Origin of the sequence: Pseudomonas sp. R38(2017) (genome assembly GCF_002112395.1) — a bacterium.
In the GTDB taxonomy this organism is placed as follows: Bacteria; Pseudomonadota; Gammaproteobacteria; order Pseudomonadales; family Pseudomonadaceae; genus Aquipseudomonas.
The window spans coordinates 90,629-114,720 of record NZ_NEHN01000008.1 but is presented as its reverse complement, the minus strand read 5'-3'; the positions used below and the strand labels follow the sequence as shown (position 1 = coordinate 114,720).

General features: G+C 60.0%; 19 protein-coding genes. 8 read left to right on the top strand and 11 right to left on the bottom strand.

Features of this window, described 5'->3' with window-relative positions:
* Positions 1-210 precede the first annotated feature (210 nt).
* Positions 211-987 (top strand): ferredoxin--NADP reductase, encoded by a 777-nt coding sequence (locus CAF87_RS20870; RefSeq protein WP_085732875.1) that lies wholly within the window; start codon positions 211-213, stop codon positions 985-987.
* 32 nt (positions 988-1,019) lie between these two features.
* Here CAF87_RS20870 and mscL read toward each other — a convergent pair whose 3' ends face one another.
* Positions 1,020-1,433 (bottom strand): large-conductance mechanosensitive channel protein MscL, encoded by a 414-nt coding sequence (mscL, locus tag CAF87_RS20865; protein ID WP_085712217.1) that lies wholly within the window; start codon positions 1,431-1,433, stop codon positions 1,020-1,022.
* Between the two features lie 284 nt (positions 1,434-1,717).
* On the opposite strand from mscL, the gene katB reads away from it, so the two are divergent.
* Entirely contained in the window at positions 1,718-3,259 is a 1,542-nt protein-coding gene (katB, locus tag CAF87_RS20860) for a catalase KatB (protein ID WP_085732874.1), read from the top strand.
* A gap of 143 nt (positions 3,260-3,402) precedes the next feature.
* Positions 3,403-4,770: a DNA repair protein RadA gene (gene radA, locus CAF87_RS20855; protein ID WP_085732873.1), complete on the top strand. Its 1,368-nt coding sequence runs from the start codon at positions 3,403-3,405 to the stop codon at positions 4,768-4,770.
* Here radA and CAF87_RS20850 read toward each other — a convergent pair whose 3' ends face one another.
* A complete protein-coding gene (locus CAF87_RS20850) occupies positions 4,771-5,139 on the bottom strand; it encodes a PilZ domain-containing protein (protein ID WP_085732872.1) in 369 nt (122 codons plus the stop codon). It lies immediately after the preceding gene.
* A gap of 159 nt (positions 5,140-5,298) precedes the next feature.
* On the opposite strand from CAF87_RS20850, the gene CAF87_RS20845 reads away from it, so the two are divergent.
* The 3 genes from CAF87_RS20845 (at position 5,299) to yjiA (ending at position 8,639) form a co-directional block, all read left to right on the top strand.
* Entirely contained in the window at positions 5,299-7,365 is a 2,067-nt protein-coding gene (locus tag CAF87_RS20845; protein ID WP_085732871.1) for a carbon starvation CstA family protein, read from the top strand.
* Positions 7,366-7,380: 15 nt separating this feature from the next.
* Positions 7,381-7,578 carry a YbdD/YjiX family protein gene (locus tag CAF87_RS20840; protein WP_003228401.1) on the top strand — a complete coding sequence of 66 codons (198 nt, stop codon included), beginning with the start codon at positions 7,381-7,383 and terminating at the stop codon, positions 7,576-7,578.
* A gap of 89 nt (positions 7,579-7,667) precedes the next feature.
* The gene (gene yjiA, locus CAF87_RS20835) at positions 7,668-8,639 is read left to right on the top strand and encodes a GTPase (RefSeq protein WP_085732870.1); all 972 of its coding nucleotides are present in this window, start codon (positions 7,668-7,670) and stop codon (positions 8,637-8,639) included.
* A gap of 13 nt (positions 8,640-8,652) precedes the next feature.
* Here the strand turns inward: yjiA and CAF87_RS20830 are convergent, their stop codons facing one another.
* The 5 genes from CAF87_RS20830 to CAF87_RS20810 all read right to left on the bottom strand — a co-directional run bounded on the left by CAF87_RS20830 (position 8,653) and on the right by CAF87_RS20810 (position 17,058).
* The gene (locus CAF87_RS20830; protein WP_085732869.1) at positions 8,653-9,348 is read right to left on the bottom strand and encodes a GntR family transcriptional regulator; all 696 of its coding nucleotides are present in this window, start codon (positions 9,346-9,348) and stop codon (positions 8,653-8,655) included.
* A 24-nt stretch (positions 9,349-9,372) separates the two neighbouring features.
* Positions 9,373-10,077: a FadR/GntR family transcriptional regulator gene (locus tag CAF87_RS20825; protein ID WP_085732868.1), complete on the bottom strand. Its 705-nt coding sequence runs from the start codon at positions 10,075-10,077 to the stop codon at positions 9,373-9,375.
* 49 nt (positions 10,078-10,126) lie between these two features.
* Positions 10,127-11,440, bottom strand: a complete 1,314-nt coding sequence (locus tag CAF87_RS20820) for a C4-dicarboxylate transporter DctA (RefSeq protein ID WP_085732867.1) — start codon at positions 11,438-11,440, stop codon at positions 10,127-10,129.
* 276 nt (positions 11,441-11,716) lie between these two features.
* Complete coding sequence (glyA, locus tag CAF87_RS20815; protein WP_085655048.1) at positions 11,717-12,970, bottom strand: serine hydroxymethyltransferase; 1,254 nt, start codon at positions 12,968-12,970, stop codon at positions 11,717-11,719.
* Between the two features lie 239 nt (positions 12,971-13,209).
* A complete protein-coding gene (locus CAF87_RS20810) occupies positions 13,210-17,058 on the bottom strand; it encodes a bifunctional diguanylate cyclase/phosphodiesterase (RefSeq protein WP_085732866.1) in 3,849 nt (1,282 codons plus the stop codon).
* Positions 17,059-17,334: 276 nt separating this feature from the next.
* Between CAF87_RS20810 and ettA the strand changes: the two genes are divergently transcribed.
* The gene (ettA, locus tag CAF87_RS20805; RefSeq protein WP_085689706.1) at positions 17,335-18,999 is read left to right on the top strand and encodes an energy-dependent translational throttle protein EttA; all 1,665 of its coding nucleotides are present in this window, start codon (positions 17,335-17,337) and stop codon (positions 18,997-18,999) included.
* A 193-nt stretch (positions 19,000-19,192) separates the two neighbouring features.
* Complete coding sequence (gdhA, locus tag CAF87_RS20800) at positions 19,193-20,527, top strand: NADP-specific glutamate dehydrogenase (protein WP_085732865.1); 1,335 nt, start codon at positions 19,193-19,195, stop codon at positions 20,525-20,527.
* On the opposite strand, the gene CAF87_RS20795 is transcribed toward gdhA, so the two are convergent.
* The 4 genes from CAF87_RS20795 to CAF87_RS20780 all read right to left on the bottom strand — a co-directional run bounded on the left by CAF87_RS20795 (position 20,524) and on the right by CAF87_RS20780 (position 23,967).
* A complete protein-coding gene (locus CAF87_RS20795; RefSeq protein ID WP_085732864.1) occupies positions 20,524-21,018 on the bottom strand; it encodes a GreA/GreB family elongation factor in 495 nt (164 codons plus the stop codon). The two genes, gdhA and CAF87_RS20795, sit on opposite strands and share 4 nt — an antisense overlap.
* A 70-nt stretch (positions 21,019-21,088) precedes the next feature.
* Positions 21,089-21,445 (bottom strand): hypothetical protein, encoded by a 357-nt coding sequence (locus CAF87_RS20790; protein WP_085732863.1) that lies wholly within the window; start codon positions 21,443-21,445, stop codon positions 21,089-21,091.
* Positions 21,446-21,529: 84 nt separating this feature from the next.
* Positions 21,530-23,383 (bottom strand): DUF4105 domain-containing protein, encoded by a 1,854-nt coding sequence (locus CAF87_RS20785; RefSeq protein ID WP_085732862.1) that lies wholly within the window; start codon positions 23,381-23,383, stop codon positions 21,530-21,532.
* A gap of 95 nt (positions 23,384-23,478) precedes the next feature.
* On the bottom strand, positions 23,479-23,967 hold the full coding sequence (locus CAF87_RS20780) for a DUF3015 domain-containing protein (RefSeq protein WP_007950971.1): 489 nt from the start codon (positions 23,965-23,967) through the stop codon (positions 23,479-23,481).
* Positions 23,968-24,092: the final 125 nt, after the last annotated feature.

Genomic DNA, 24,092 nt, shown 5'->3' with positions numbered 1-24,092 from the left:
TTGGATTTTTTTGTTCTTGAACAGTGGCTCTATTTGGAATATCTCTGAAAAAGTCTTTATATGTGTGAGACCATTTAAACAATTCTGATTTTCAGGTCGACTATTTTAGAGTTTTAAAACTAGTGGCACTTTGAAATTCCATCACAAACTGTCGGTGTTTTGTTGTGCAATTATGCGTAACAATCGAGTCATTGTTGATGGAGTGAATCGATGACTGCCAGCAGCGAAAAATTCAGCCGCCAGACATTACTCGATGTACAACCGCTGACCCCGAACCTGTTCACCTTGCGTACCACGCGGGATGCCGGTTTCCGCTTCCGCGCCGGGCAATTCGCGCGGATTGGCGTGACGCGCGCGGACGGCAGTACGGTGTGGCGCGCCTACTCGATGGTGTCATCGCCGTTCGACGAGTTTCTCGAATTTTTTTCCATCGTGGTGCCGGGCGGCGAATTCACCAGCGAGCTGAGCCGTCTGAAAGCAGGGGATACCTTGCTGATAGAGCGCCAGGCCTTTGGTTATCTGACGCTGGATCGCTTCATTGATGGTCGAGATCTCTGGCTGTTATCCACAGGCACGGGGGTGGCGCCGTTTCTGTCGATCCTGCAGGACTTCGAGGTCTGGGAGAAGTTTGAACGAATCATCCTGGTCTACAGTGCGCGAGAGGCGCGGGAGCTGGCCTATCAACCACTGATTGCCGAACTGACGCAGCGCGACTATCTGGTGGAATATGCGCACAAATTTCAGTTCATTCCGGTGGTCACTCGTGAGCGTTATGCCGGCGCTCTCAACGGGCGCATCACCACACTGATCGAAAATGGCGAACTGGAGAGGGTGGCAGGTGTCGAGCTGACTCCGGTGCATTCGCGAGTCATGCTCTGCGGTAATCCGCAGATGATCGATGACACCCGGGCCTTGCTCAAGCAACGCGGCATGGCCTTGAGTCTGACCCGTCGACCAGGACAGGTGGCGGTGGAAAACTACTGGTAAGAAAACGGCGCCCTCAGGCGCCGTTTCAGTCTTCAAGGCCGGTTGTTCTGGGCCTTGAGAAGATCGCGGATCTCGCCCAGCAACTCTTCTTCCTTGGTTGGCACTGGCGGCAAGGTCGGAGCGACGGCTTCTTCGCGTTTCAGGCGGTTGATGGCTTTGACGCCCATGAAAATCGCGAACGCGACGATGATGAAGTCCAGAATGCTCTGGATGAACTTGCCGTAGGCCATCACGACTGCGGGGGCGCTGCCCTCGGCGGCTTTCAGGGTTATCGCCAGATCACTGAAGTCCACTCCACCGATCAGCAGGCCGATTGGCGGCATGATCACATCACCGACAAACGACGAAACGATTTTGCCGAAGGCCGCACCGATGATGATACCGACGGCCATGTCGACCACATTGCCTTTGACCGCGAAGGCCTTGAACTCGCTGAGCACGCCCATAGTTATTTCCTTGTTACAGATGAGTTTGGTGTACGCAGTGTAAATCAGCAAAACGCGTCCTGCGCGAAACACCTTCTTACAATGCTCGTTTTTATCGACACATCAATTCGCGATTAGTTTGCAAAGTGCCACTAATCGCGCGCGATATACGCTACAAACGCCTGATTTTGAAGAAAAATTGATCAATCATGGCGTTACGATCTTTCTATTTATGTTTGGCGGGCCGAGCTTCTAGCCTCTGTTTGGCGCACCTGGATGCGCTTCAAAAAACAGAGGAGCCTGAAATGAATTCCACTCTTGGCCTCGGGGCTGTTCCCCATCGCCGTACGCTTGGCGTACTCGCCGCCAGCCTGCTGAGCTTTTCCGTGAATGCCGCACCCCTGACCCGGGATAACGGTGCCGCAGTGGGCGACAATCAGAATTCGCAGACCGCCGGTGCCAACGGCCCGGTGTTGTTGCAGGACGTGCAACTGATCCAGAAGCTGCAACGCTTTGATCGCGAGCGTATTCCCGAACGCGTCGTGCATGCTCGTGGCACCGGTGCTCATGGCACGTTCACCGCGACCAACAATCTGAGCGATCTGAGCAAGGCCAAAGTGTTCACTGTCGGCCAGGTCACGCCGGTGTTCGTGCGTTTCTCTGCTGTGGTTCACGGCAACCATTCACCGGAAACCCTGCGTGACCCACGGGGTTTCGCGACCAAGTTCTATACAGCAGACGGCAACTGGGACCTGGTGGGAAACAACTTCCCGACGTTCTTCATCCGCGACGCGATCAAGTTCCCGGACATGGTGCATGCCTTCAAGCCTGATCCGCGTACCAATCTGGACGATGATTCCCGCCGTTTCGACTTCTTCTCCCATATACCTGAAGCCACTCGTACATTGACCGAGTTGTATTCCAACTCAGGGACACCGGCCAGTTATCGGGAAATGGATGGCAACAGTGTGCACGCCTACAAATTGGTTAACGATAAGGGCGAAGTGCATTACGTCAAGTTTCACTGGAAAAGTCTGCAGGGGATAAAAAATCTCGATCCAAAACAGGTCGAGAAAGTGCAGGGTCGTGACTACAGTCACATGACTAATGATTTGGTAACTAATATCAATAAGGGAAATTTCCCGAAGTGGGACTTATACATTCAGGTTCTGAAACCGCAAGACTTGTCAAAGTTTGATTTCGATCCTCTTGATGCAACCAAGACCTGGCCCGGTATTCCAGAGCGAAAAGTTGGACAAATGGTCTTGAACCGTAATCCTTCGAACGTCTTCCAGGAAACTGAACAAGTGGCCATGGCACCTTCGAATGTTGTGCCGGGAATCGAGCCATCTGAAGATCGTCTGCTGCAAGGCCGGATATTTGCCTATGCCGACACCCAGATGTATCGCCTTGGCGCCAATGCTCTGCAGTTGCCGATCAATGCTGCAAAAGTACCGGTCAACAATGGTAATCAGGATGGCACGATGAATGCCGGTGCGAGTCACTCGGGTGTCAACTATCAGCCAAGCCGCCTGCAACCACGTGAAGAAACGCAAAGCGCGCGTTATAGCCAGACCGCTCTGCAGGGCAGCACACAACAGGCGAAGATTCAGCGTGAGCAGAACTTCAAGCAGGCCGGTGATCTGTATCGCTCGTTCAGCAAGAAGGAGCGTCAGGATCTGATCGAGAGCTTCGGCGGGTCGCTGGCAAGCACCGATGACGAGAGCAAGCACATCATGCTGTCCTTCCTCTATAAGGCGGATCCGGAATACGGCACCGGTGTGACCAAAGTCGCCAAGGGCGACCTGAATCGGGTCAAGGCCCTGGCGGCCAAACTGGTCGACTGACAGCGACCCTTTCAATCCCCGGCAATTGTCGGGGATTGACCGGCAGCAGCGCCGCGCGTCAGGCCAGCGGGGAAATCCGTACCGCGGCGCCGCGCTGATCGGCGAAGGCTGCGTTATCATCGCGGTTTTTGTCGGGGGTTCTGATGGCCAAGGCCAAGCGCATGTACGGCTGCACCGAGTGCGGCGCAACCTTTCCCAAGTGGGCCGGGCAGTGCGGCGAATGCGGCGCCTGGAATACCCTGACCGAAACCATGGTCGAGAGCGGCGGTGCCGCCGCCCCGAGCGGGCGCACTGGCTGGGCCGGTCAGCAAGCACAAATCAAGACCCTGGCCGAAGTCAGCATCGAAGAGATACCGCGTTTTTCCACAGCTTCCGGCGAACTGGACCGAGTGCTCGGCGGCGGTCTGGTGGACGGCTCGGTAGTGCTGATCGGCGGTGATCCGGGTATCGGCAAGTCGACAATTCTGCTGCAGACCCTGTGCAACCTCGCCAAGACCATGCCGGCGCTGTATGTCACCGGTGAGGAATCCCAGCAGCAAGTTGCCATGCGCGCGCGTCGCCTTGGGCTGCCGCAGGATCAACTGCGGGTGATGACCGAAACCTGCATCGAAACCATCATCGCCACCGCCCGCCAGGAAAAACCCAAGGTGATGGTGATCGACTCGATCCAGACGATCTTCACCGAACAACTGCAATCAGCACCGGGCGGCGTGTCCCAGGTGCGCGAAAGTGCGGCGTTGCTGGTGCGCTACGCCAAGCAAAGCGGCACGGCGATTTTCCTGGTCGGCCACGTGACCAAGGAAGGCGCACTGGCCGGCCCGCGCGTTCTGGAGCACATGGTCGACACCGTGCTGTATTTCGAAGGCGAGTCCGATGGCCGGTTGCGCCTGCTGCGGGCGGTGAAAAACCGTTTCGGCGCAGTCAACGAGCTGGGCGTTTTCGGCATGACCGACAAGGGCCTGAAAGAAGTTTCCAACCCTTCGGCGATTTTTCTTACACGCGCTCAGGAAGAAGTCCCGGGCAGTGTGGTGATGGCAACGTGGGAAGGCACCCGGCCGATGCTGGTGGAAGTCCAGGCGCTTGTGGATGACAGTCACTTGGCCAATCCGCGTCGGGTCACCTTAGGCCTGGATCAGAACCGTCTGGCGATGTTGCTGGCGGTACTGCACCGGCATGGCGGCATTCCGACCCACGATCAGGACGTGTTCCTCAACGTGGTCGGCGGGGTGAAGGTGCTGGAAACCGCATCCGACCTGGCGTTGATGGCCGCCGTCATGTCGAGCCTGCGCAACCGTCCGTTGCCTCATGATCTGCTGGTGTTCGGTGAAGTCGGCCTGTCCGGCGAAGTGCGTCCGGTGCCGAGCGGTCAGGAGCGGTTGAAGGAAGCCGCCAAACACGGCTTCAAACGCGCGATCGTGCCCAAGGGCAACGCGCCAAAAGAAGCGCCGGCAGGGTTGCAGATCATTGCGGTGACGCGTCTGGAGCAGGCGCTGGATTCACTCTTCGAGTAATCAGAGCTCCATCAGCGCGCCAAGCTCCCGTTCGAGCTCGGCCTCATCCCCGAGGTTGAGTTCGATCAGGCGGCGCAGGCGCTGGATCGATTCCAGGCTGATGTGCCGGCACTGGAAGCCCAGTTGGCCGTGATCATCGTGTGCCAGTTGCACGTCCATCTGGATGTCGGTGTCGTCGCTCAGGTGAATGTCGACGTTGAAGTCCTGCGTTTCATCCCCCAGCCACGGATCCGGCCGCTCGATCAACAATCCCTTGAGCGACAGGTCGATCAGCTTCACCGGCCAGATGTACTCGCCCTGGCTCAATTCGGTTCTGGCATCGAACGCGATACGTTTGAAGCGGCGACGCTCGGACGGGTGCTCGCTCATGGCGCAATCCTCTGGACGGTTCGCTGACTATAGACCCGCCACGTCGAGTGTTGCCAGTCAGGCAGGGCGTCCGACCAATGTCGGGGTATGGCCTTTGCCGCCAGTAGCGCTAAACTCGGGGTGGCTGTCTTTCTTGTCCACCCTGGCTGGAATAATAAAATGAAAAATAATAATAGCCCGCTGCGCCACTTACCCTGGCTAGTGCTGGCAATCGTAGGAGCGTGCGCCCTGGGCGTAGTGGCATTGCGCCGAGGCGAGGCGATCAACGCCTTGTGGATCGTGGTCGCCGCGGTGGCCATTTATCTGGTTGCGTACCGTTACTACAGCCTGTTCATCGCAAACAATGTGATGCAACTCGATCCACGCCGGGCCACCCCCGCCGTGCTCAACAACGACGGTCTGGACTACGTTCCGACCAACAAACACATTCTCTTCGGACACCACTTCGCGGCCATCGCCGGCGCGGGGCCTCTGGTCGGTCCGGTATTGGCTGCGCAGATGGGCTACCTGCCCGGCACGCTGTGGCTGATTGCCGGTGTGGTGCTGGCGGGCGCGGTGCAGGACTTCATGGTTCTGTTCATGTCGACCCGTCGCAACGGCCGTTCGCTCGGCGACATGGTGCGTGAAGAAATGGGCCGTATCCCCGGTACCATTGCGCTGTTCGGCTGCTTCCTGATCATGATCATCATCCTCGCGGTGCTGGCGCTGATCGTCGTCAAAGCCTTGGCCGAGAGCCCTTGGGGCATCTTCACCGTGATGGCGACCATCCCGATTGCGATGTTCATGGGCATCTACATGCGTTACATCCGCCCGGGTCGCATCGGCGAGATCTCGGTGATCGGCGTGGTGCTGCTGCTCGGTTCGATCTGGCTGGGCGGGCAGATTGCCGCTGATCCGGTGTGGGCCAAGGCCTTCAGCTTCACCGGCGTGCAAATCACCTGGATGCTGATCGGTTACGGCTTCGTTGCCGCTGTGTTGCCGGTCTGGCTGATTCTCGCGCCACGTGACTATCTGTCCACGTTCCTCAAGATCGGTACCATCATCGCACTGGCGATCGGCATTCTGGTCACCATGCCCGAGCTGAAAATGCCGGCGTTGACCCAGTTCGTCGACGGCACCGGTCCGGTGTGGAAGGGCGGTCTGTTCCCGTTCCTGTTCATCACCATCGCTTGCGGCGCGGTATCGGGCTTTCACGCACTGATCTCGTCCGGCACCACGCCGAAACTGCTGGATAACGAAACCAACGCCCGTTACATCGGTTACGGCGGCATGCTGATGGAATCGTTCGTGGCCATCATGGCCATGGTTGCCGCTTCGGTGATCGAACCTGGCGTGTACTTCGCCATGAACAGCCCGGCTGCCGTGGTCGGCGGTGATGTGGTGGCGGTTGCGACTGCAGTCAGCAACTGGGGCTTTGCGATTACCCCGGATGCTCTGCAGGCCGTGGCCCATGACATCGGCGAGACCACCATTCTGGCCCGTGCCGGTGGTGCCCCGACCCTGGCGGTCGGTATCGCGCAGATCCTGCACAGTGTCCTGCCGGGTGAAAACACCATGGCGTTCTGGTACCACTTCGCGATCCTGTTCGAAGCGCTGTTCATCCTGACCGCTGTGGACGCCGGCACCCGTGCCGGGCGCTTCATGCTGCAGGATCTGCTCGGTTCCTTCGTGCCGGCGCTGAAACGTACCGAATCCTGGACCGCCAACCTGATCGCCACCGCCGGTTGTGTGGCGATGTGGGGTTGGTTGCTGTATCAGGGCGTGATCGATCCGCTGGGTGGCATCAACACCTTGTGGCCGCTGTTCGGTATCTCCAACCAAATGCTGGCCGGTATCGCGCTGATGCTCGGCACCGTGGTCCTGATCAAGATGAAGCGTCAGCGCTACATTTGGGTCACCCTGCTGCCGGCGGCCTGGCTGCTGATCTGCACCACGACCGCAGGCTTCATCAAGCTGTTCGACGCCAACCCGGCCGTCGGCTTCCTGTCGCTGGCCAAGAAGTACAGCGATGCACTGGCCGCAGGCCAGGTGATCGCACCGGCCAAGAGCGTCGAACAGATGCAGCACGTGATCTTCAACGCTTACACCAACGCAACGCTGACCGCGCTGTTCCTGTTCGTGGTATTCAGCATCCTGTTCTATGCACTCAAGGTCGGCATCGCCGCCTGGGGCAAAAAAGAGCGTACGGATAAAGAATCGCCGTTCCAGGCTCTGCCGGACGCGTAACCAGAGGATTGCACCATGTTCAATGACCTGAGTCGCCTCGGTAAATACCTCGGTCAGGCCGCGCGCCTGATGGTCGGCATGCCCGACTACGACACGTACGTCGAGCATATGCAAACCAAACACCCGGACAAACCGGTGATGAGCTACGAGATGTTCTTTCGCGAACGTCAGGAAGCCCGTTACGGTGGCAAGGGTGGGCCGAAGTGCTGTTGAGCCGCTGATCGCGGTTCATCAGAGGTGAGGTGGGAGCAGGTCTTTCGACCTGCTCCCATTTTTATTTGTGCAATTGAAGGAGATCGAGTTTGTCTTCTCCCATCCCGGTCACGGTGCTCAGCGGTTTCCTCGGCGCCGGCAAGACCACCTTGCTGCGTCATCTGTTGAAAGCCGAGCACGGCCTGAAAATCGCCGTGATCGAAAACGAATTCAGCGACGCCGGCATCGACACCCAACTGCTGGGCGACGAGCCGGTGCAAGTCATGACCCTGGCCAACGGCTGCGTCTGCTGCACCATTCACACCGACCTGACCAAAGCCCTGTACCTGCTGCTCGAACGGCTGGACAGCGGTGAAATCGCCTTTGATCGGCTGGTCATCGAGTGCACCGGCCTGGCAGACCCGGCGCCAGTGGCGCAGACGTTTTTCATCGACGAAGAACTGCGTGAACGCTACTTGCTCGACGGCATCATCACCCTCGTCGACGCGGCCCATGCCGAGCTGCACCTGACCCAGACCATCGCCCAGGCACAGATCGGTTTTGCCGACCGCTTGCTGGTGAGCAAGACCGATCTGGTGGACGAGGCTGCGTTCACCACGCTCAGTGAACGCCTGACCCGCATCAACCGCCGTGCGCCGATTCGCGTGGTCGAACACGGAAACATTGATCTGGCCGAATTGCTCGATGTGCGCGGTTTCAACCTCAATGCCGATCTCGGCGGTGGAGTGAGCCTGCGACCGGTCAGCAAGGCGCCGTCCATCGACCGGATTTCCAGTCTGGTGCTGCGTACCGATCAGCCGCTGGATATCGATCAGCTCAGCGAGTTCATGAACGAATTGCTGGAAGAGCACGGCAAGCAATTGCTGCGCTACAAGGGCGTGCTGAACATTGCGGGCGAAGATCGTCGGCTGGTGTTTCAGGGCGTGCTGAAACTCTACGGCTTCGACTGGGACACCGAGTGGGCCGAAAGCGAGGCGCGGGAAAGCGTGATCGTGTTTATCGCCGACGATTTGCCGGAAGAGAAGATCCGGGCGGGGTTTGCCAGGGTGGCGGCGAACTGAGTCCGCCGCTGTCTCAGTGCGTGGAACCGCTGAGAATCGTCTGTTCCAGATGATCCAGATGACGGTTCATCAGCGACACGGCCTCGGCGGCGTCATCACGCTCGATCGCCTCGACGATCCGGGCGTGGTCCTGCCAACCGCAACAGCTGTGCGCTCTTTCAATGCAACGCGCAATCGCCAGTGAGGTCAACGGCACCAGCGTGCCGAGAAAATGCGCCAACGGTGCATTCCCGGCCATTTTCGCCAACTGCAAATGAAACTCCCCGGACAGGCGAATCGCCGCACCGCGTCGGTCTTTATCCACAGCCTGACGTTCGCATTCGATCAACGCGCGCAGGCGTTTCAGATCCTCAGCCTGCGCATGCTGACAAGCCAGTCGCACCAGCGTGTTCTCGGCCAGACGCCGGGCGTGCAAGGCCTGACGGGTCTGCTCGGCGTCCGGCGCAGCAACCCGCGGCCGATGGTTGGCCCGCAGCACGATGATCTGCTCGTGGGACAGCTGGGTCAGCACCCGACGCACATCGGCGCGGCTGACACCGAACATGTGCTTGAGACTCTCTTCTGTGAAACGGCTGGCGGCATCGAGGCGCTGTTCGAGGATCGCATCAAGCAGGCGCGGATAGAGATCGTCCACCGGCGCTTGCAGGCGGGAGAAGGGCAGGGCCGCCGAGGTCGGGCGAGGGTTCGACGGCGTGGCAAGACTGTTCATGGCCGGTCTCCAGTGTGAGGTGTTTCAGGTGTTCAGGTTGTCATCCGGAATGTTCAGTTCGATGCCCATGCGCTGGCCTTCACGCAGGATGTGCCGGCGCATTTCGGCACTGGCCTGAGCGCTGTTCTTGCTGCGGATCGCACGTACCACGGCTTCGTTTTCCTCAAGGCGTTCGGCCAGGTGTTCCGGTGAATTGCGCAGCACTTCGGCGCTCTGCTTGAGGGCGTTGCTGGTCTGCTGCACCACGCTCTGGAAAATCGGGTTCGAGGTCAGGGTGAACAGTTCTTCGTGGAAGGCGATATAGGCGCTGACCCCGGCCTCGCTGTCACCTGCTTCGAGGGCTTCGCGCATGTCCATCAAGGTCAGGCGCAGTTGCCCAACTTCCTTGCTGCTGATCGACTGCGCCACCAGACCGACGATGAACGGCTCGAGGGTGTAGCGCAGTTGCAGCACGTCTTCGAGGCTGGCGCCGGCTACCGCGCTGTCGTGGCTTTGGTTGTCACTGGCCTGCGCGTCGAGCACCACTACGCCTTTGCCCGGCATCGAGCGCACCAGACCCAGGGTTTCCAGCACGATCACCGCTTCGCGCAGGCTCGGGCGGCTGATGCCCAGTTGCTCGGCCAGTTCGCGCTGGCCCGGCAGCATTTCGCCGGAGCGCCACTGGCCACGGGCGAGGGCGGCCCGGAGTTTTTCTACCACTGAGTTGACGACGGTTGATGTAGTAATCACGTGTTTGCTCCACGAGCCGTGCCTGCAGGTGCGCAGGCACGGCGCTCATTCAGAATTCTTTGGCCGCCGCTTGAGCGGCCGTTTTTCTCGGCTGAAAGTTATAGCCCTGCTCGCCGTTGAGCACCTTGTTCGCCCGCTGCACGTCGATGTCCTTTTCCCAACGGGCGATGGCCACGGTGGCGACGCAGTTGCCGATCAGGTTGGTCAGTGCCCGGCCGATGCCCATGAACCAGTCCACCGCCAGTACCAGCACCAGACCGACCACCGGAATCGCCGGAATCGCAGTCAGCGTGGCCGCCAGAATCACCAGCGCAGAACCCGGAATGCCGTGGGCTCCTTTGGAGGTAATCAGCGACACCAGCAGAATCGTCAGCAGATCGGTCATGGCCAGCGGTGTGCCGGTGGCGTTGGCGATGAACACGATGGCCAGGGTCAGGTAGATCGAAAATCCATCGAGATTGAACGAGTAACCGGTGGGAATCACCAGCCCGACGGTGGAGCTGCCGATGCCCAAGTGTTCCAGTTTGCGCATGATCTGCGGCAGCACGGCGTCGGAGGACGCGGTACCCATGACGATCAGCAGTTCTTCGCGCAGGTACTTGAGCAGCGGCCACATGCGCAGGCCGGAGGCACGCATCACCAGACCGAGAATCACGCTGACGAACGCGATGCATGTCAGATAAAACAGGCCGACCAGACTGCCCAGATGTTGCAGCGAATCCAGGCCATATTTGCTGGTGGTGAAGGCGATGGCACCGAACACGCCGATCGGCGCCAGACGCACGATCATGCCCATGATCCGGAAAATCACATGGCTCAGTTCGTTGATCAGTCGAGAGATGCCGGAAGCGGCTTCGCCGACCAGATTCAGCGCGCTGCCGAACAGCACCGAGAACAACAGCACTTGCAGGATGTTGTTGTCAGCGAAGGCGCCGAGTACCGAGGTCGGAATCAGATCCATAAGGAACTGAGTGGTGGTGTGCATGTGCTGGCCGCGCTCGGCGATGTCGCCCATGTCGGCGGCGGACAGCTGCTCCAGATGGATGTTGGCGCCGCTGCCGATCCCGGTGCTGAAGGCGAACACCAGACCGATCACCAGAGCGATGGTGGTCAGCACTTCGAAGTAGATCACCGACTTGAGGCCGATGCGCCCGACCTTTTTCAGGTCGCCGGCGCCGCTGATGCCGCTGACCACCACGCAGAACACGATCAGGCCGATGAGCATTTTGATCAGTTTGATGAAACCGTCGCCGAGCGGTTTCAGCTGGGCCGAGTATTCAGGAAGGGTCAGCCCGCAGACGATGCCGAGCACCAGTCCGAGAACCACTTGGAGGAAGATTGAACGCGAGCACCATCTGAGCATGGGAGGAATCCTGGTCGGTGTCCTGGCTGCCGTGCGCGGGGCGCATCAGATTCAGGACTTAATTATTGTGGTCTTACCGGTATGTCCAGTGCGGATGCAGTCTAGGCGCTGTTTTTTACGGATCGCAAGTGAAAAATGACGAATTGGCATGACCGGTCTTACCAGTTATGCGCCAGGCCCCGACCTTGAGCCATTCGGGGTTGAAAACTTTTTCGCAGACGAAAAAAAACCGGCCATCACTGGCCGGTTTTTCATGCTGCGGGTTTAACGTCGCGATTAAGCGCCGTATACCGGCAGTTTCTTGCAGATGGCTTTGACTTTCTCACGAACGGCGTCGATCACCGCTTCGTTGTTCAGATCAGCCAGGATGTCGCAGATCCAGCCGGCCAGCTCTTTGCACTCTGCTTCCTTGAAGCCGCGAGTGGTCACAGCCGGAGTACCGAAGCGCAGGCCGGAAGTGACGAACGGGGAGCGTGGGTCGTTTGGCACGGAGTTCTTGTTCACGGTGATGAACGCTTTGCCCAGAGCGGCGTCGGCGTCTTTACCGGAGATTTCCTGCTTGATCAGCGACAGCAGGAACAGGTGGTTTTCAGTACCGCCGGAAACCACGTCGAAACCGCGCTCGATGAACACGCCGGCCATGGCCTGGGCGTTTTTCACCACTTGTTGCTGGTAAGCCTTGAACTCAGGCTGCAGTGCTTCCTTGAAGCAGATCGCTTTGGCGGCGATCACGTGCTCCAGCGGGCCACCCTGGGCGCCCGGGAAAACAGCGGAGTTCAGCTTCTTCTCGATGTCGGCGTTGGCGCGAGCCAGGATCAGGCCACCACGAGGACCACGCAGGGTCTTGTGGGTGGTGGTGGTCACGACGTCAGCGAATGGAACCGGGTTCGGGTAGACGCCAGCGGCGACCAGACCGGCCACGTGAGCCATGTCGACGAACAGGTAGGCGCCAACCTTGTCGGCGATGGCGCGGAAGCGCGGGAAGTCGAGGATCTGCGAGTAGGCAGAGAAACCGGCCACGATCATTTTCGGCTTGTGCTCAACCGCCAGACGCTCGACTTCGTCGTAGTCGATCAGGCCGTTGGCGTCGATGCCGTACTGGATGGCGTTGTACAGCTTGCCGGAGGAGGAAACGCTGGCGCCGTGGGTCAGGTGACCGCCGTGAGCCAGGCTCATGCCCAGGATGGTGTCACCGGCCGACAGCAGGGCCAGGTAGACAGCGGCGTTGGCTTGGGAACCAGCGTGCGGCTGAACGTTGGCGTAGTCGGCGCCGAACAGTTCCTTGGCGCGGTCGATGGCCAGTTGCTCAACAACGTCGACGTACTCGCAACCACCGTAGTAGCGCTTGCCCGGGTAGCCTTCGGCGTACTTGTTGGTCAGAACCGAGCCTTGAGCTTCCATCACCGCTGGGCTGGTGTAGTTCTCCGAAGCGATCAGCTCGATGTGTTCTTCCTGGCGCTGGGCTTCTTGCTCCATGGCGGCAAAAAGATCGGCGTCGTACTTGGCAATAGTCAAATCACGGCTGAACATGGCGGTCCTCAAGGATCGGGGGCAGAAAAGGGGGGCATTCTAACCCATCGGGTTTTGGATGGCATATGAAACGACATCATGTCGCAGACAAGTGGCGTTCATGACCAGATGTGTGGCGTCCGTGCCGGCCTTTTCCTGGCCAGCCGGTTCGCACAATAGCCGGGTTGGCGGCAGGATTGCGTGATCGACATCAATCCCTGTGGGAGCGAGCCTGCTTGCGGAGGCCACCCCACCGATCTTCAGTCGAACATGAACAGCGCGTCATTGCTGAACTGCGCCTCGAAGCGGGTGGCCGGCATCGGCCGCCCGAACAGATAACCCTGAACCTCGTCGCAGCCATGCTCGCGCAGGAAGTCCAGTTGTTCATGGGTTTCCACGCCTTCTGCGATCACCGCCAGATTGAGGCTGTGGGCCATGGCGATGATCGCCCGGGCGATCTGCGCATCCTGTTCGCCGGAAGGCAAACCGTCGACGAAGGTGCGGTCGATCTTCAGCACGTCGATCGGGAATTGCTTGAGATAGTTCAGCGATGAGTAGCCGGTGCCGAAGTCGTCGACCGCGATGCTCAGGCCGAGGTTCTTCAGGCCGGCAAGGATCTGCATCGCTTCGCTGACTTCACGCATCAGGATACTTTCAGTCAGCTCCAGCTCCAGGCACGCCGGCGGCAGACCGGTTTCCTTGAGGATGGTGGCGATCCGCGTGCCGAGCTGGCCGTCGGAGAACTGCCGGGCGGAAATGTTTACCGAGACTTTCGGTACGCGCACACGGCTCTGGTGCCAGGTCTTGAGCTGGCGACAGGCTTCGCTGATCACCCAGTCGCCGACGTCCACCACCAGCCCGAGTTCTTCAAGCACCGGGATGAAGTCCCCCGGCGGCACCAGCCCGCGACGCGGATGACGCCAGCGCAGCAGGGCTTCGGCACCGGTCAGACGTTTACCGTCGCCGCTGAACTGCGGCTGGTAATACAGCACGAATTCGTTCTGCTCGAGGGCGTGGCGCAGGTCGCTTTCCAGTTCCAGGCGCTCCAGCGCGCTGGCGTTCATGTCGGCCTGATAGAACTGGAAGTTGTTCTTGCCGCGCTCCTTGGCGTGGTACATCGCGGTGTCGGCGTTCTTCATCAACTGACTGAGTTCGTTGCCGTCCTGCGGGCTCAGGGCGATGCCGATACTGGCGGTGACGAAGAATTCGCGACCTTCGAGCACGAACGGCCGAACGAGGCTGGCGAGGATCTGCTCGGCCACGTGGATCGCACGGTTCAGCGCCATATCGCGGCTGGAACGATGTTGCAGCAGCAGGGTGAATTCGTCCCCGCCCATCCGCGCCACGGTGTCGTCATCGTCGACACAGGCCAGCAACCGCGTGGCCATGTCCTTGAGCATGCGGTCGCCGGCAGCATGACCAAGGGAGTCGTTGATCGGTTTGAAACGGTCGAGGTCGAGGAACATCAGTACCACCCACGACTTCTGCCGGTCGGCCGATTGCAGCGCGGTGTGCAGACGATCCTGGAACAGCGTGCGGTTCGGCAGGTGGGTCAGGGCGTCGTAGTAGGCGAGACGGTGAATGCGCTGCTCGCTGGCCTTACGCTCGCTGATGTCGCTGAAGAAGCACACGTAACTCGCCAGATCGCCCTCGTCATCGAGCACCGCAGTGATGCCGACCCACGCCGGGTAGTGCTCGCCGTTGCGCCGCTTGAGCCAGACTTCGCCTTCCCAGGTGCTGTGCTGATGCAATTGCTTGAGCACGTAGCGCAGGTGCGCATCCTGTTGTTCGTCGACGGTGAGCATGTTCGGCAACTGGTCGAGCACTTCGCTCACCGCGTAACCGCTGACACGACTGAACGCTTCGTTGGCCTGAACGATGTAACCGGCCGGGTCGGTGATCAGGATCGCCGAGGTCGAGTGCTCGAATACCGTGGCCGCCATGCGCAGGTCTTTCTCGGCGCGGCGCTGTTGGCTGATGTCACGACCGACCCCGAGCACGCCTTCGAACGCACCGTGCTCGTCCCACACCAGCACCAGACGCAGTTCGATCGGGATCTTGCGGCCATCGGCGCGCAGGCAGTCGAACAGGAACAACTGGGTCTGTACCTGGCTACGCAAAATCACCAGTTGCTCGGGTTTGCCCAACGCTTTGCTGACCCGATCCATCAGGAGATAGATGCCGCTCAATTGCTGCGGATTAGCGATGGTCGACTGCCAGCCGTTCTGGAAAATCCACTCGGCGTCGTAGCCCAGCACCGCTTGCACTGACGGGCTGACGTAGTTGAGCGAGAGCTTGCTGTCGGTGGAGAAGATCACATCACTGATGCTTTCGGCGAGCATCCGGTAGCGCTGTTCGCTGTCACGCAGGGATTCGCTGGCCTCTATCTGCTCGGTGATGTCCTTGGCCACGCCGATGATCCGCGTGACCTGATCGTGCTTGTCCCGGGCCAGCGCCTGTTCGCGGATATCGAAGCGCCGCCACTTGCCGTCGCGATGACGGAAACGCAACTGGCATTGCAGCAACTGGCTGTAACCTGCATGACGCTGCATTTGCCGCGAGCGGTGGTAATAGTCGGCGTCTTCCGGGTGCAGGAGGATTTCCCAGAAGTACTCGCCCATCTGGTGCAGTTCGGTGCGGTTGTAGCCGAGGGTCTGGCCCAAATGGTGGTTACTGAAGATCATTCGCTGGCTGATCACATCCTGCACGTACAGATGATCCGGCACGGTACGCACCACGTCCGACCAGAAGCCTTCGCGCTCCAGCAGCGACAGTTCGATCAGCTTGCGGCTGGTGATGTCATTGATGCTCAGGATCACGGCTTTGTAGTCGTGCTGTTCGTGAGGCAAACGCAACACCAGCCACAGGTGCTGGTCGCGGCCGTTGATGTCCGGCAGTTTGATTTCCAGTTCCAGCTGCTTTTGCTGCTGGAGTACGGCATCGAGCACTTGATTGCCGATCGCGCACTGGCTGTGCGGATGACCGTCGATCAGCAGTTGCCAGGCGTGCTCGCAGGAATTGACGTTGAGCAGTTGCAACGCCACCTGATTGACCTCGGTGACTCGTAGTTCCTGCAGCAATTGCTGGCGTTGCTGTGGCTGGTCGAGCCAGGCCTTGAGCTGGTCGCTGGTCTGGATCTGGGTCTTTTCGAAAACCTGTTTCAATCCCGAAAGATCCAGCACACACAGCGCCACACCGGTGCCTTCGAAAATGTCCTGATAACGACGTCGTCCTTCATGCACCTGGCGCTGGCGGCGGCGCATGTTCAGCAAGGCAATGAACGGCAGCAGGGACAACGCCAGGCCCAGCAGGCATTTGCCGATGAACGCCGGCAGCAATTCTTCGAGCACGTGTTGCCGGTCGAACAGTCCGCGCAGTTGCCAGTCGCTGCTGCTCAGCGGCACGGTCAGCACGCTGTTGGCCAGATCGTCAGGCGTCAGGGTGCTGGTCTTGGTGGTCGGCTGGGCTTCGTCGCGGCTGATGATCTGATGGTTGATGCGGTTTTCCACCAGCCACAAAGGGCGGATTCCGCTGTCACCCTGTTTGGTCAGCGAGGCAAAGAAAGTCGGGGTGAGGCGCAGTGCCCAATAACCGCGAGTGCTGCCGCTGGCCTGATGCAGCAACAGATGCACCACCGAGCCGTCGTCGGCGTTGCTGAAGTAATGTGCCTGGGCGTGACTGCGGCGGACCAGGTCGCTGAGGTAGTCGGCGTCCTTGCTGTCGGTGGCGCTGTCGCTGAGGATTTTTCCCGACGGGCTGAGCAAAGCCATGCTCTGCAGATCAGGCAGGGATTTCTGCAGCTTGCGCAGCAGCGTCTGCTGTTCGTCGGTGGACTGCGGCTGTTCGACGATCGGTAGCAGATTGAGGGCGATCTGCGCGTTCAGCGACATGTTCAGGCTGACTTGCGAGGCGAGATCGGCGGTGTAATCGATGGTGTACTGGCGCTGGTTTTTCTGGGTTTCACGCAACTGATCGAGCAGTTGCCAGAACAGCAACGCCAGCAGCAACAGCACCAAAGTCGCCAGCGCGCCTTTCAATGTTCCGCGCAGGGACGAGCCGGGCGCCGGTTGGGTGCTGCTCACAGAGGCTGGCGGAGTGACATTGGACAAGCTGTAATCCTGCGGTTTGGCTGGACTGGCGCGACGTGCACTATAAGCCGGACGCCCAAAGGGCGGCTAGCATGCCTTGAGTTGTGGCGAAGTGCCAGCCCCGCTCGGCTGGACTGCCTTCTGTCATTCAGGTAGCTTTGCCGGTTACGCGGGAGCGTTCCAGCTCCTAGACTTTCCGCGCGCACGCATTGATATCCTCCAGTGAACGACGCGCACGGTCTGGCCAGGCATTGCCTGTGTCCCAATCATTCATCAGTCACTGACCCAAGGTTCTCCATGGCTCAATACGTCTTCACCATGCATCGGCTGGGCAAAGTTGTTCCGCCGAAGCGGGAAATCCTGAAAAACATTTCTCTGTCCTTCTTCCCGGGCGCCAAGATCGGCGTACTCGGCCTCAACGGTTCGGGTAAGTCCACGCTGCTGAAGATCATGGCCGGCGTCGACACCGAATTCGAAGGCGAAGCGCGCCCGATGCCGGAACTGAACATCGGTTATCTGCCGCAAGAGCCGCAACTTGATCCGACCAAGACCGTGCGTGAAGTGGTCGAGGAAGCGGTCAGCGTGATCAAGGATGCGCAAGCGCGTCTGGACGAGGTCTACGCCGCCTACGCCGACCCGGACGCCGACTTCGACAAGCTGGCCGCCGAACAGGCCAAGCTCGAAGCGATCCTGCAGGCCAGCGACGGTCACAACCTGGAGCGTCAACTGGAAGTCGCCGCCGATGCGCTGCGTCTGCCGGCCTGGGACGCCAAGGTCGAACACCTGTCCGGTGGTGAAAAGCGTCGTGTGGCCCTGTGCCGTCTGCTGCTGTCCGCCCCGGACATGCTGCTACTCGACGAACCGACCAACCACCTGGACGCCGACTCCGTTGCGTGGCTCGAACACTTCCTGCACGACTTCCCGGGCACTGTGGTCGCGATCACGCACGACCGTTACTTCCTGGACAACGTCGCCGGCTGGATTCTGGAACTCGACCGCGGCGCGGGCATTCCTTACGAGGGCAACTACTCGGGTTGGCTGGAAGCCAAGTCCGAGCGTCTGGCCCAGGAATCCAAGCAGCAATCGGCTCACGAAAAAGCCATGAAGGAAGAACTGGAGTGGGTGCGCAAAGGCGCCAAGGCCCGTCAGTCGAAATCCAAGGCTCGTCTGCAACGCTTCGAAGAAATGCAGTCGCAGGAATTCCAGAAGCGTTCGGAAACCAACGAGATCTACATCCCGGCCGGTCCACGCCTGGGCGACAAGGTCATCGAATTCAAGAACGTCACCAAGGGCTATGGCGATCGTGTACTGATCGACAACCTGTCGTTCTCGATGCCGAAAGGCGCCATCGTCGGCGTGATCGGCGGTAACGGTGCCGGTAAGTCGACCCTGTTCCGCATGCTGATGGGCAAGGAAACTCCGGACTCCGGCAGCATCGAGATCGGCGAAACCGTGCAACTGGCCTGCGTTGACCAGAGCCGCGAAGACCTGGACGGCAGCAAGACCGTTTTCCAGCAGATCTCCGACGGTTCCGACCAGATCCGCATCGGCAACTACGAGATCCCGTCGCGTACCTACGTCGGTCGCTTCAACTTCAAGGGCGGCGATCAGCAGAAGTTCGTCAAGGACCTGTCCGGTGGTGAGCGCGGTCGTCTGCACCTGGCGCTGACCCTGAAGGAGGGCGGCAACGTCCTGCTGCTCGACGAACCGTCCAACGACCTCGACGTTGAAACCCTGCGTTCCCTGGAAGAAGCCCTGCTGGACTTCCCGGGCGCCGCCATTGTGATCTCTCACGATCGGTGGTTCCTTGACCGCGTCGCGACGCACATCCTGGCTTACGAAGACGACTCGCAAGCGGTGTTCTTCGAAGGCAACTACACCGAGTACGAAGCCGATCGCAAAAAGCGCCTCGGCGAAGCAGCGGCCCAGCCACACCGGGTACGCCACAAGAAACTGGCCTGATTTCAGGTTGGTTGCATGAAAAAGCGGAGCCTTCGGGCTCCGCTTTTTTTTGCCGGCGATCCGCCGTGATTTATAACGTGTGTACTGTTTGTTTTCATAAATGCGACATTTTTGTCTGTTGCTGTGTACATGTCGTTTGTTACAGTCCGGCTCAATCTCCTCCAATGACAACAAATTTGCCGAGACTTTTCCCATGATCGAATCCGTCGAATCCTTCCTCGCCCGTCTGAAAAAACGCGATCCGGATCAGCCCGAATTCCACCAGGCCGTCGAAGAAGTCCTGCGCAGCCTGTGGCCGTTTCTCGAAGCCCATCCGCACTATCTGACGTCGGGAGTTCTGGAGCGCATCTGCGAACCGGAACGGGCGGTGGTGTTCCGGGTGTCGTGGGTCGACGATCAGGGCAAGGTCCAGGTCAACCGCGGTTTCCGCATCCAGATGAACAGCGCCATTGGCCCGTACAAGGGCGGTTTGCGCTTCCACCCTTCGGTGAATCTGGGCGTGCTGAAATTCCTCGCCTTCGAGCAGACCTTCAAGAACTCCCTGACCTCGCTGCCCATGGGCGGCGGCAAGGGCGGTTCGGACTTCGATCCGAAGGGCAAGAGCGACGCCGAAGTCATGCGTTTCTGCCAGGCGTTCATGAGCGAGCTATACCGCCACATCGGTGCCGACGTGGACGTGCCGGCGGGCGATATCGGTGTCGGTGCACGGGAGATCGGTTTCCTGTTCGGCCAATACAAGCGCCTGAGCAACCAGTTCACCAGCGTGCTGACCGGCAAGGGCATGACCTACGGCGGCAGCCTGATCCGCCCGGAAGCCACCGGTTTCGGTTGCGTGTATTTCGCCGAGGAAATGCTCAAGCGCCGCGAGCAGACCGTCGAAGGCAAGCGCGTGGCGATCTCCGGTTCCGGCAACGTTGCCCAGTACGCGGCTCGCAAAGTGATGGATCTGGGCGGCAAGGTGATTTCCCTGTCCGATTCCGAAGGCACGCTGTATTGCGAGGCCGGCCTGAGCGAAGAGCAGTGGCTGGCGCTGCTGGAGCTGAAAAACGTCAGGCGTGGACGGATCAGCGAACTGGCGGCGTTTGGCCTGGAGTTCCGCGCTGGTCAGCTGCCATGGTCGTTGCCGTGCGATATCGCGTTGCCATGCGCCACCCAGAACGAACTCGACGCCGAAGCTGCCCGCACCTTGCTGCGCAACGGCTGCATCTGTGTGGCCGAGGGCGCGAACATGCCGACCACTCTTGAGGCTGTGGATATCTTTATCGAAGCCGGCATTCTGTTCGCGCCGGGCAAGGCATCGAATGCCGGCGGCGTGGCGGTCAGCGGTCTGGAGATGTCGCAGAACGCCATGCGCCTGCTGTGGACGGCGGGCGAGGTGGACAGCAAGCTGCACGGGATCATGCAGTCGATCCACCATGCCTGTGTGCATTACGGTGAGGAAAACGGGCGGATCAACTACGTCAAAGGCGCGAACATCGCCGGTTTCGTCAAAGTCGCCGACGCGATGCTGGCGCAAGGCGTGGTTTAAGGCAGATCGATTCGGATCACTTCGATCAGTTGATTGCCGGCCGGGCGCTGCCACAGCACTTCGTCGTTGAGCCGGGCACCGAGCAGTGCACGGCCTAGCGGTGAGGCCCAGTTGATCAGGCCGTTGGCCGCATCGGCCTGATCTTCGCCGACCAGTTGCACCCGGCGCTCGGTGGCGTGTTCATCGGCGTAAGTCACCCAGCTGCCGATCTGCACCTTGTCGGTCGAGGTCGGGGCGAGCGCGACCTGGGCGCTGCCGACCCGCTGATTGAAATAGCGCAAATCCCGTTCGAGATCGGCCAGTCGCTGCTTGTCGGCTTGCTCGCCCTTGGCAGACTGTTCGGCGTGCAACGTCTGCAGTTCGGCGACTTTCGTCTGCAACTGGACAAGCCCTTGCGGCGTGACGTAATTGGGTTGAGTGCTGACCTGCCGTTCGACTGGCTGATCGGCCTGCGCGGCGGCGTTGTCTTCGTTGACGAAAGCACGGCTCATGGTGACCTCCTGTGACAACCGTTGGGCCATGTTCGCAGGCAATGAGTTTCACTGGATGTCTGGAAACGACCTACTGCGAGCGATAAGCCCGCGCGGCGCCCTGATCCTTCTGTTGCTGCCAGGCCCGTTCGCGCTCGTCCCAATGTTCGTTGCGATAGTCTTCGCGATCCCGGTTTTCCAGCATCGCCTGACATTGGCGGAAACCGTCGCTCCAGCCCTCGGCGTATTGCTTGTCCTTAAGGTAGCGCGGCACATTCTTGCGAAACTCGCCGCTGATCGAGCCGGCCGCCTGACGACCGCTGATGCAACCGTCATCGAAACCGTCGGCGAACGCCGGTGGGTAACCCTTGGCAATCAGATCTTCGTGGGTGCTTTGACAGCCACCCAGCATCAGCAACACGCCCGCAAAAACCGCATACCGCCACATCACACTCTCCCGCGCCGTTATCCGGCTGATAGGGAAAGTCTAGAAGCGGATTCGTCGATGAGGCGTGAAAGAAAGATCAAAACCTCAGTAGTGATACCACTTCACCTCAAGCATCACCTCGGTCTCAGGTGTTGCCAGATGGCTGAATTCACGCTGGGCGCTGAGGCGCAGGCCGAGATTGCGGGATAACTCCCACTGCTGGTTCAGGCTCAGGCTGCGGCGCACTTCGCCATTGAAGAAGTAATCGCCCTTGGCCTCCACACTGAGATTGCCCAACGGGTTTTTCCACAACACGCCGGTGTTGAAACCGCCTGCGGGGGAAACGAATTCGGCGAAATCATTGTTGTGTTCAACGCGCACGGTGCCGAGGGCAAAACCCAGTACATCGTCACCCAGCGCCCAGGTTCCACCGCCGCCACCGTTGACATGGCTGACCAGCGTCTCGTCGTCATGCTTGCCCGGCACCCGCTCCAGACCTCCGGTGACTTGCCACGACAGTGGCTGCAACAGCGCATTGCGCGGCGTCAGTGAGCGGATGGTCGCCAGATCCAGTTGCTGGAATTGCCAGTGATTGCCTTCGTACTGGCGCAGCTTCATTTGCAGGATTTCGATCTGCGCGCCGAGGGGGAAACTCTCGGCGTTGTCGTTGAGATCGTGGTAGGCCATGCGCAAGCCGTACTCGCCGAACGCGCGGTCACCGCGGGTGCCGAGACCGGCCTGCCAGGTGCGGGACTCGTGCCCGTCCTCGGGCAGCCCCGGCTGCGGGATTTGCAGCTCCGGTGCCGGGTTCTTGTTGATCGCCCGCAGCAGTTCGAAACTGCGCTGCGCTCGCTGCGGATCACGCTCCTGGCCGTTGGCGCGGTAACGTTCCAGTCGATACGCGGCGTCGACGATGAGCGCTTGCCGGTCACGGGGCAGGGCCTTGAAGGCCGGGTCCTGCAATTGTTGCTGGTCGGCACTGACTTTCAGCACCCAGTCCTGTTCTTGGCCGGTCAGGGGTTCGGCGCGGCTGAGCAATTCACGCTCGCGGGACGGGCGGTATTCGATGTGCTCGACCAGTCCGGCTTCCTTCACGGCTTTGACGGTGTCGGTCGGGATCGCGGTCAGCGGGAATTGCTCGGTCAGGCGCAGGCTCGGACGGGCGACCTGCAACAGTTCGAGCAGACGATAGGAGCAGTTTTCATCGAAGAAAAAGTAGTCGAACTGAATCTGCTTCAGCTCCCACACATGCTCGACCATGCGTGCGGTTTCGGCTTGCGTCAGGTTGAGCCGGTATTCCCACAGGTCGCGGTTTTCCAGGCTGCGGTATTCCGAGAGTTTTTCCTGATACGGCACCAGCGCGAACAGTCCCGGATAGCCACCCATCAGGCCTTTCCAGGCGTACAGGATGCTGTTGTCCGAGCCTTCGATGTAGGCGCCGAAGTTGATCGCGTAACTGAGCAGCGAAGTCTTGTCGCTTTGCACGTCAGCCTGGTCGATGCGCAGCAGGGTGTGGCCGAACATCGACGACGGGCTGTTGAGGTAGGCCGCCGGGAAAATCATCACCGCGCTGTGGGGCGAGACGTCCTTGAACCATTTCTTGAATTCGGAGCAGTCCGGCGATGGCAGGTCGGTCAGGTTGAGCTGATCTTTCAGCCAGCGGGTGCGCGCCGGGTAGACGCACTGGGCGTGTTGCCCACCGAGACTGACCGGGGCATACAGCGCCTGGACGGTGGCGGCCAGTTCGTGGTCGGGGTGCTCGTTGCCGTCGGCGGCCAGGAAGAACTTCTTGTCGCTGACGTAACTGCGCCAGCCGCCGAGCTTGGCGGTTTCGTAGTGGCCGAGGGAAATCCAGAAGCGATCGTTGGCCAGTTGCTGCAAACGTTGAGGGTCGATGTGGGGCGCGGCGGATAGCGGGGCGCAGACACACAGCGCCAGCCAGGCAAGGCGTTTGAGCATAGGTGGCAACTTAAGTCGAAAGAAACAAAAGACCCAAAGAGGGACGGGCCGAAAAAACAAAACCCGCTTCCCGAAAGAAGCGGGTGGGGTCGAGCTTAAGCCTGAGTCGCGTACTTGGCCAGACGAGGGTCTGCTTTCAGAACGGCCAGGGTGTTGGTATGCACGTCTTCGGCGGTCACGTCAGCCTTGCTGAAGATCTGCTGGAAGTGCTCGTGAGTGACGGCGGCGAAGTGCGCACGGTCTTCCGGCGCCACGCCCAGTACCACGGCATAGGTCGTCAGCGCTTCGCCGTTGCCTTTTGCCATGTCTTCGGACAGCTCGTTCATCATGCCATTCATGGCAAACCAGGATTTGCCGCCATAGGTCAGCGAGGCGTTGGTGGAGCAACCGTTGGTGCCGGACGTCATGCCGAACGTCGCGTTGCCGGAGGTGCCGTTGGTGGTGGATGCCAGGAAGTGAGCCGGGGTGCCACGCTGACCTTCGAACAGCATGTTGCCCCAACCGCAATCCGGGCCGCCTGGCGCCTGAGCCATGGCGTTGATGGATACAGCGGTGAAGAGAGTACCGAGAAGAATCCGTTTCATAGCTTTGTTCTCTTTGTGTGCATACCAATGGACAGGGTTCTGGCCCCGATTCTCTACCAAACAAGCCTCATGGCGAGTTTTCGTACAGACCTTGTGGTGCCAGTGGGCCGGTATTAGTTCCAGCC